Genomic DNA, 8473 nt, shown 5'->3' with positions numbered 1-8473 from the left:
CTGCAGACTTGCCGCGAACGTGCCCGCCCGGTGGTGCTGACGGCGGTGTCGGCGATCCTCGGCGTGCTGCCGATCGCCTTCGGCCTCGGTCTCGAAATCTTCCATCACGAGACGACGATCAACGCGCCGTCGACGCAATGGTGGATATCGCTGTCGTCGGCGATCGTCCTCGGCCTGTCCTTCGCCACCTTGCTGACGCTGGTAGTGACACCGTCGATGCTGATGGTGTTCACGCGCAGCAAGAACAGCCGCTTCTATGCATTCTTCCGTCGGGTATTCCGGCGCGGCAAGACAGTCGGTGCGACTGTAGAGACCCCCGCAAGACCGGGCTCGCTTGACGAGCCGGCGATCGCCTTCCCGAAGGCCGCCGAAATAGGCCAACTTTGCTTGAAGCGCCATGCTGAACAAATCGTTGACCGAGATGACACGCATCGAGTGCCGGGGCGCGTCGATCAATGAAGACTGCCTGCTGGCCCGCTTCCGAAAGCCGATTTCCGCTTCCTGATGAAACGAATTGTCGAAGTTGACTTGGTGACACGTGCGCTCGTGGTGTCAAGCTGACCCTATATGTGGACGTATAAGAGCGCCCGATTGCAACAAGTTAGCTGGATCCAGTTGATGGTCACAACTGCTGACGTATATCCGGCTTCTTCATGCGGCTCGATGTTCAGCGCGGCGAGCCTCGACGGGTTTTCGCCCGCTTCCACCTCAACGGCCCCAGACGTCGGCCGAAGCTTTTGCGGTCCACACATCAGGTTCGGAAGCGACGGGGTGACCGTTTCCCCATCTCTGCCATTTTGCTGCAAGGCCGAGGTGCGCCCTCCTTCTCGCTCTCCAGGTCCGTCAGGCTGCTTTACCGACAGTACCGGTTGCCAGGCAGCGAGCATCGACCAGACGATTCTTGTTGCCGAGCGCGACCGCAGCGCCAGTGGGATGCCGCCTTTGCCGCAACTTGTCGAGCCTGAGGCTTCGCGGAACCTGTTTGCCGCCGGCGCGATCCAGAGCTGCGCGATCGCCTATGGATCATCAGCGTGCGTCAACGGTCGCCGCGTTTGCTGACGCCTAACAGTCGGGCCCATCCTCCACTTGATCGCTGCTTCGGCACGAGGCGCAGCCACGCCGCTGGCGGCCGCTCTTGAAGCAGGTTGTGTCACCGACAGCTGCCTCGGTGCCGTCGCTTTATGGGCCAATCGAGCACGGCCGGAAGGTTCAGATCATGGGCCTTCGAAACGCATGGTTTTAACATCCATAGCGTGGATGCTCGCGATCTAAACAATCAATTTTACCAATCTGGGCGGGTCGTTCATAGACCCCCCACATGACATGCACCGCGTTGCTCTGCCGCGTGAGGTGCACAAAAGAACCCGAAAAAGAGGAAGTCTTCGCATGCGCTCTGACGTGCAGTGGAGGTTGTGCTGGGAAAACGAGTTGCGGCTTTCCGATCACCTCGAACTCTCTGAGTTCTTCCGGAAGACCTATGAGCCTACCGGAGCCTTTAATGGAAAGCAATTCGAAGGCGGTCGAAGTTGGGCGGGTGCGAGGCCGGAGGTCCGCGCAATCGGCAATGATGTGCACGGGATAGCGGCTCACTTGGGCCTGCTGCGCCGATACATCAAGGTTGACGACGCTGATCTGCTTGTCGCTGAACTCGGTCTATACGGGGTCCGTCCGGATCTTGAGGGGCTAGGAATCGCCCATTCGATCAGCGCGATGTATCCAGTGCTGCAGCAGCTTGGCGTTCCATTCGCTTTCGGCACGGTTCGGCACGCGCTCCGGAACCATGTTGGTAGGTTCTGCCGCAAAGGCTTGGCGAGCATTTTGTCGGGCGTTCGCGTGCGTTCAACCCTCCCGGACGTGTACCCCGATCTGCCTCCCACGCGAGTCGACGACGACGTACTCGTCATGGTGCTCCCAATTGGACGCTCAATGAGCGAGTGGCCGGCCGGCACATTGATCGATCGGAACGGTCCAGAGCTATGAAGAACACCCGCAATGATATCAGTCAGCGCGACCCGCCCCTCATCGCATCGATCGATCTGAATACAGCATTGACCGCGGATTTATTGTCCGCTCGCGTCCTCAAATTCACTGAGAAATCTGACATCGCATGAACCTCTTTGCCCCAGCCAGTATTGTTGCAGTCTGCTCTTATGCGCTGCTGTCGACCGTCTATAAGACCGCGCAGGTGTTTTATACCCTGCCTACAAACGTACCGCCGACCTCGGGCGAACCGGCCGGCTGTGAGCCTTGGCCGAGCGTCGATGTCATTATCCCGTGCTACAACGAGGCTCCTCGCACCCTCTCGGACTGCCTGGCTTCCATTGCAAGTCAGGACTACGCCGGAAAACTGCAGGTCTATGTTGTTGATGACGGTTCTGGAAACCGCGATGCCCTCGTAGGTGTACACGAGGAATACGCTGGTGATCCGAGGTTCGAATTCATTGCGCTCCCAAAGAATGTCGGAAAGCGCAAGGCACAGATTGCGGCGGTTCGCCGCTCGTGCGGAGATTTGGTGCTCAATGTAGATTCGGACACGATACTCGCGCCGGACGTCGTCACAAGGCTTGCGCTAAAGATGCAAGATCAAGCGATCGGCGCCGCCATGGGCCAGTTGGCGGCTAGTAATCGCAATGAAACTTGGCTGACGCGGTTGATTGACATGGAATACTGGCTCGCCTGCAACGAAGAGCGGGCAGCGCAGGCTCGGTTCGGTGCCGTCATGTGTTGCTGCGGTCCGTGTGCCATGTACCGGCGAACCGCGCTTGTTTCGCTGCTGGATCAATACGAGACGCAGCGCTTTCGAGGGAAGCCGAGCGACTTCGGTGAGGACCGCCACCTTACGATCCTGATGCTGAAAGCAGGCTTTCGAACAGAGTATGTCCCGGAGGCCGTCGCGGCAACAGTCGTTCCCAGCAGCATGGGTCCCTATCTGCGCCAACAGCTTCGCTGGGCCCGGAGCACGTTCCGTGACACGTTGCTGGCGCTCCAACTGCTGCGCGGCCTTAATATTTATCTCACATTGGACGTGATTGGGCAGAATCTTGGCCCATTATTGCTCTCTTTGTCGCTCCTGGCTGGGCTCGCGCAATTCATAACGACAGGTACTGTCCCTTGGACGGCATGCCTGACTATTGCGGTCATGACTATAGTTCGCTGCAGCGTGGCAGCGTTTCGTGCGCGCCAACTTCGATTTCTCGGATTCTCGCTCCACACACTCATCAACATCTTTCTCTTGCTCCCGTTGAAAGCATACGCGCTGTGTACATTGAGCAATAGCGATTGGTTGTCGCGAAGCTCGGCCGCCACTGTGACAGACATCGACGGCGCCATTCCAAAGCCCGCCTTGGTGGGATCTGACGCAGCTTACAGCGAACAGCAATAGTCACGTGATCGCAGGTGGAAGAGTATTGAGCCAGGACCAGAAACATCAAGTGTTGAAGCGAAAGTTGGGCCCAGAGGATTTGCGGCGGCCCGAGACTCCTCCGATCGAACGGGAGTGTCACCGGCAAACAAGCGCGAAAAGCTCCGTGCATGACTCTCTGTCGACCGTGGCAATCGATTTTGCCTGCGTAACCAAGTCGTATGGGAACAAGGTCGTTGTCGACGACCTGTCGTTCACCGTTGCGTCGGGAGAGTGTTTCGGCCTCCTCGGACCAAACGGGGCCGGCAAAAGCACGATTGCGCGTATGCTCCTCGGCATGACATGCCCTGACGCGGGCACGATCACGGTGCTCGGCGTCCCGGTGCCGGCGCGCGCTCGGCTGGCACGTAGGGGCATTGGCGTGGTCCCGCAATTCGATAATCTTGACCAGGAATTCACCGTACGCGAGAACCTGCTGGTGTTCGGCCGCTACTTCGGCATGAGCACACGCGAGAGCGAAGCGGTCATCCCGTCGCTTCTCGAGTTCGCTCGCCTCGAGCGCAAGGCGGATGCGCGCGTCTCGGAACTGTCCGGCGGCATGAAGCGATGCCTGACGATGGCGCGGGCGTTGATCAACGACCCCCAGCTCATTGTGATGGACGAGCCGACCACCGGCCTCGATCCGCACGCGCGCCACCTGATCTGGGAGCGGCTGCGCGCGCTGTTGGCACGCGGCAAGACGATTATCCTGACGACGCATTTCATGGAAGAGGCTGAGCGATTATGCGATCGGCTGTGCGTGCTCGAAAGGGGTCGCCACATCGCCGAAGGCCGCCCGCAGGCGCTGATCGACGAGCATATCGGATGCCAGGTCATGGAGATTTACGGCGGCGATCCGCACGAGTTGCATTCGCTGGTCAAGCCACATTCTCAGCGCATCGAGGTCAGCGGCGAAACCCTCTACTGCTACGCGCCAGACCCTGATCAGGTGCGAACGCAACTGCAGGGGCGAGCAGGTCTGCGTCTTCTTCTGCGTCCAGCCAATCTCGAGGATGTTTTCTTGCGGCTGACCGGGCGCGAGATGGAGGAGTGAACGATGATTGAAGGTCTTGCGGCGGTGCTGCCCGCCAATGCGTGGAACTGGGTTGCGGTGTGGCGCCGCAACTATCTGGCATGGAAGAAAGTCGCATTCGTGGCGATTCTCGGTAACCTCGCCGATCCAATGATCTACCTTTTCGGCCTCGGTACCGGCCTCGGCATAATGGTCGGCCGCGTCGACGGTGCGCCGTACATCGCCTTTTTGGCGGCCGGCATGGTCGGGGTCGGTGCGATGACCGCCTCTACCCTCGAAACACTGTACGCGGCTTTCGCTCGCATGCATTCTCAACGCACATGGGAAGCCATGCTGTATACGCACGTTACCCTCGGCGACATCGTTCTGGGGGAACTGGCGTGGGCAGCCACCAAGGCCTTCCTGGCCGGTATGGCAATTACCATTGTCACCGCAGCCTTGGGCTATACAGCCTGGCCGTCCGCCCTCTATGCGCTGCCATTCATTGCTCTGACAGGGTTCGTATTTGCCAGCCTCGCGATGGTCGTCACCGCACTTTCGCCCAGCTACGATTACTTCGTATTTTACCAGACGCTTATCCTTACACCCATGCTGTTCCTGTCGGGCGCCGTTTTCCCATTGAATCAGCTGCCTGACACCTTTCAGAAGATAGCGCGATGCATGCCGCTGTCACATGCGATCGACCTCATTCGTCCGGTTATGCTTGATCGCCCGATCGGCGGCATCGCCCTGCACATCGGCGTGCTCGGCCTGTACGCACTGTTGCCATTCTTCCTCTCGATGGCGCTGTTGCGCCGCCGACTGATGCGCTGACGCGAAAGAGAAGGAGATAAACCATGCGCTATGGGCGCAAATAAAAACGACATTGCCAGCGTGTGCCGCGAAGGGTTTTGGCTGGCGTCGATTCAATCCCACAACGCTATGTAACGCCCGGCGTCTCGAGCACAGGATCTTATGTTGATCCCGGCGGACCTCATAGAATTTCCTTGAGGCCGGTGATGTTTGGCTGGCGTTCGGGCGCGAGCGACAACGCGGCCTGTCTTTCTGATCGAACGGTCTCGAGACAGGCCAATTTAGTATTCCTGTACGACAAATGGAGAGCGAGATGCTGTGTCTAGGATTGAACGGCGGATTGGACAAAGTCTATGAAAACAGATTTCAGATTCCAAACACATTCATGCACGATGGCGCTGCGGTGCTCGTCCGGGACGGACAGGTCATTGCGGCGGTAGAAGAGGAGCGCCTCAATCGGATCAAACATTCCAACAAGCTCCCAATTAGTGCGGCTCAATACTGTCTTTCAGCAGCTGGGGTTCAGCTCAGCGAAATCGATCGAGTGGCGTTCTACGCTACCGAAGACTATAGCAACGCAATGCTTGAAAACATGCTTGTTTCCCAGCCGGACGCCTCCATTCCGTTGGATGCTAAACTGTTGATGCAGCAGCTGCTGGCGCAGGAGTTCGGTACCGAGCTCGACGCTTCGCGTATCTCATTCGTAAGTCATCATCAGGCGCACGCCGTGAGTGCTTTTGCAATGTCGGGCTTCGAGCAAAGTCTGATTTTCGCGATTGATGGCTCTGGTGATTTCCTGTCGGGCCTTGTGGCGGTTGGATCTGGTACTGAAATTACGCAACTTGCGACTTTCCCAGAGAACAATTCTCTCGGGCAATTTTATCTCGAGACGATCCGGTATCTCGGCTACGGCTTATTCGATGAATATAAGGTAATGGGGCTTGCCCCCTACGGCGATCCCGTTCCCTATCGCGAGCTTTTCGAGCAATTCTATGAACTCTCTGCAAACGGCGAGTATCGCGTCCACCTGGACCGGATCGGTCCAACTTTGCTCCGCAGCATTCAGGTTCGGCAAAAGGGAATGCCATTCACTCAGCAACACATGGATGTGAGTGCGTCGTTACAGGAAGCGCTCGAACGCATCGTGTTTCACATTCTTCGCCATTATCGTGAGGCCACCGGGATGACGCGGTTGTGCCTGGCCGGCGGAGTTGCGCATAATTGCTCCATGAACGGCAAGCTGCTCTATTCAGGACTTTTCGAAGACATCTTCGTGCAGCCCGCATCGCATGACGCTGGATGCGCATTAGGCGCCGCGCTAATCGCGTCTAATGAGCTGGGCCGCCCAGCGCCGCGTACGCGATTGCAGGAGGTCTATTGGGGGCCGGAACTCGCGAGCGATCACGCTGTCGAAGAGGAACTAAAGGCATGGGCGGGGCACCTGGAGTTTGAACGCACTGAGGAGGTGGCGGATAGGGCAGCCGAGTGGATGGTCGGTGGCGCCGTGATCGGCTGGGTGCAAGGTCGTTCGGAGTTCGGGCCGCGAGCGCTCGGAAATCGCAGCATTCTTGCCGACCCCAGGCCCGCTTCAAACAAGGACCGGATCAACGCTATGGTCAAGAAGCGGGAAGGATATCGCCCGTTCGCCCCATCAGTGTTGGAGGAGGATGCGCGCGAATTTTTCGACCTCCCGGGCGGTGCGTGCGAATTTCCCTTCATGAATTTCGTAGTTCGTGTGCGCGATTCCAAGCGTGATTTGCTCGGCGCCATCACGCATGTCGACGGTACGGCTCGGCTGCAAACAGTATCGCGCAAGGCCAGTCCGGCCTACTGGGACGTTATCAATGCCTTCAAGCAGCGGACAGGCATCCCAATTCTGCTCAATACGTCCTTTAACAACAATGCAGAGCCGATCGTAGATTCAGTTGCTGACTCGATTGCCACGTTCCTGACAACAGAGCTGGATGGACTTGTGGTCGGGCCGTACCTCGTCAAAAAACGGGCCGCAACGCTGCAGGATTGGACTGCGCTCGCGGTTTCATTGCCGCCTTATGTATCCCTGCATAAAGTCCGCGCATACACGGCGCAGGATCGCCACGAGACCGTCTGCGAAATCCGAACGGATCACCGTGACTGTGCGCGTATTTCACATGGCTTGTTCGATCTGCTGACGCGGATCGAAGGCGAAGCCGTGCTCGCGGATCTCCTCGACACAATTACGCCGGATCAGGGCCTGCGCGAGGCTCTCACAGGAGAGCTGCGACAATTGTGGGAGCAGCGCCACGTTCGGATGCATCCCTCGCAAGCTGCTCGCGTCCACCAAAACTCATGCCAAAGTCGGGACGACCGATAACAGCTGCCCAAACACCGGTCTGCACCTTCATATGACGGTCTCCAATCCAATTGACCGAGGCAAGGGTCCTGATGATTGCGTCTGCCGCGAGCATGCATGTTCGCTCCAGCTAACGCTTATTGCAGTCGCGGATCAGCAATGGATTTGCTTGCCGGTGGCTCAAGACAGCACCAGTTCGTCGTGTCTCGACGGCGTACCGGGTCGGTGACCGCCCCTGCGACATCAGCTTGGTGTTACGCGTAGCGGATGGGACGAGCGTTGGTGGATAGATTGGCGTGGGTTGACCCCGGTGGCGAGCGGGCGGGCCGCTTGCGGGAATGGCGGCGGCCCTTCGGCGCGCCAAGCCGGCATGTTCGTCGTTGAGCTGCTTTTGGCAAAATGCGTCGGTGGGGCGACGATCTTGTCTTAATGCGGCTTGATGCTTCGGCCTCCAATCATCCGGCCCTGTTGTTGGCATCCTTGATTAACGGCAATACCACGCCGGTGCAGATTTCGACGACGCCATCTTCAGGAAACCGAGGATCTGTTGGCAAGGTCACGCAGGGGTTAGCGTTGGCGATGCCCGACATCTGCTCTCGGGCAATCGCCTGATCGGGATGGGAGTCGAGGAAGGGGAGCGCCCCTCGAGCACCTGCGCGATCGCAAGCGTCATGGTCTGTGCCCTTCGCGAAGCGCAAGAGTCTTCAGCCCGCGCAGAACCAGGTAAGGCCGAACTAGCGAGAGCGCGGCGCCGGTGATGTAGGTAAGCCCGTGTGGAGGGTTTCCGCGCCGCCGAGGATTGCGCCGCCAAGGCGGCGGCCCCTTCGCCGCAACGCTTTCGAAGCCGTAGGTCGAGTTCAGGATGACGGATGGCTGAACGGCACTGGAAACACCAGCCGGATCGTAGCAGGATCGC

6 protein-coding genes and 2 pseudogenes are annotated in these 8473 nt (G+C 58.6%); 6 read left to right on the top strand and 2 right to left on the bottom strand.

What is annotated here, in order from left to right; all coding sequences use genetic code 11:
• A pseudogene (locus tag AC0L17_RS28445) lies at nucleotides 1–459 on the top strand (hypothetical protein); the annotation flags it as partial.
• A gap of 580 nt (nucleotides 460–1039) precedes the next feature.
• On the opposite strand, the pseudogene AC0L17_RS28440 reads toward AC0L17_RS28445, so the two are convergent.
• A pseudogene (locus AC0L17_RS28440) lies at nucleotides 1040–1164 on the bottom strand (transposase); the annotation flags it as partial.
• Between the two features lie 222 nt (nucleotides 1165–1386).
• Between AC0L17_RS28440 and AC0L17_RS28435 the strand changes: the two are divergent.
• From AC0L17_RS28435 to AC0L17_RS28415, 5 genes are all read left to right on the top strand, one after another.
• A complete protein-coding gene (locus AC0L17_RS28435; RefSeq protein WP_473480706.1) occupies nucleotides 1387–1980 on the top strand; it encodes a NodA family N-acyltransferase in 594 nt (197 codons plus the stop codon).
• A 127-nt stretch (nucleotides 1981–2107) separates the two neighbouring features.
• The gene (nodC, locus tag AC0L17_RS28430) at nucleotides 2108–3382 is read left to right on the top strand and encodes a chitooligosaccharide synthase NodC (RefSeq protein ID WP_473480702.1); all 1275 of its coding nucleotides are present in this window, start codon (nucleotides 2108–2110) and stop codon (nucleotides 3380–3382) included.
• 49 nt (nucleotides 3383–3431) lie between these two features.
• Nucleotides 3432–4454, top strand: a complete 1023-nt coding sequence (gene nodI, locus AC0L17_RS28425; RefSeq protein WP_473518204.1) for a nodulation factor ABC transporter ATP-binding protein NodI — start codon at nucleotides 3432–3434, stop codon at nucleotides 4452–4454.
• Nucleotides 4455–4457: 3 nt separating this feature from the next.
• Nucleotides 4458–5246 (top strand): ABC transporter permease, encoded by a 789-nt coding sequence (locus AC0L17_RS28420; RefSeq protein WP_473518203.1) that lies wholly within the window; start codon nucleotides 4458–4460, stop codon nucleotides 5244–5246.
• Nucleotides 5247–5538: 292 nt separating this feature from the next.
• Nucleotides 5539–7578, top strand: a complete 2040-nt coding sequence (locus tag AC0L17_RS28415; protein WP_473518202.1) for a carbamoyltransferase family protein — start codon at nucleotides 5539–5541, stop codon at nucleotides 7576–7578.
• 434 nt (nucleotides 7579–8012) lie between these two features.
• On the opposite strand, the gene AC0L17_RS28410 is transcribed toward AC0L17_RS28415, so the two are convergent.
• A complete protein-coding gene (locus tag AC0L17_RS28410) occupies nucleotides 8013–8147 on the bottom strand; it encodes a hypothetical protein (RefSeq protein ID WP_473518201.1) in 135 nt (44 codons plus the stop codon).
• Nucleotides 8148–8473 lie beyond the last annotated feature (326 nt).

The organism is Mesorhizobium sp. WSM4829, assembly GCF_055811475.1.
This window is presented reverse-complemented; position numbering and strand designations above follow the sequence as displayed.

Excerpts from the sequence above, each read along its gene's own strand:
- AC0L17_RS28410 (WP_473518201.1), bottom strand. The coding sequence starts at position 8,147 with ATGTCGGGCATCGCCAACGCTAACCCCTGCGTGACCTTGCCAACAGAT.
- AC0L17_RS28420 (WP_473518203.1), top strand. The coding sequence starts at position 4,458 with ATGATTGAAGGTCTTGCGGCGGTGCTGCCCGCCAATGCGTGGAACTGG.
- nodC (WP_473480702.1), top strand. The coding sequence starts at position 2,108 with ATGAACCTCTTTGCCCCAGCCAGTATTGTTGCAGTCTGCTCTTATGCG.
- AC0L17_RS28415 (WP_473518202.1), top strand. The coding sequence starts at position 5,539 with ATGCTGTGTCTAGGATTGAACGGCGGATTGGACAAAGTCTATGAAAAC.
- AC0L17_RS28435 (WP_473480706.1), top strand. The coding sequence starts at position 1,387 with ATGCGCTCTGACGTGCAGTGGAGGTTGTGCTGGGAAAACGAGTTGCGG.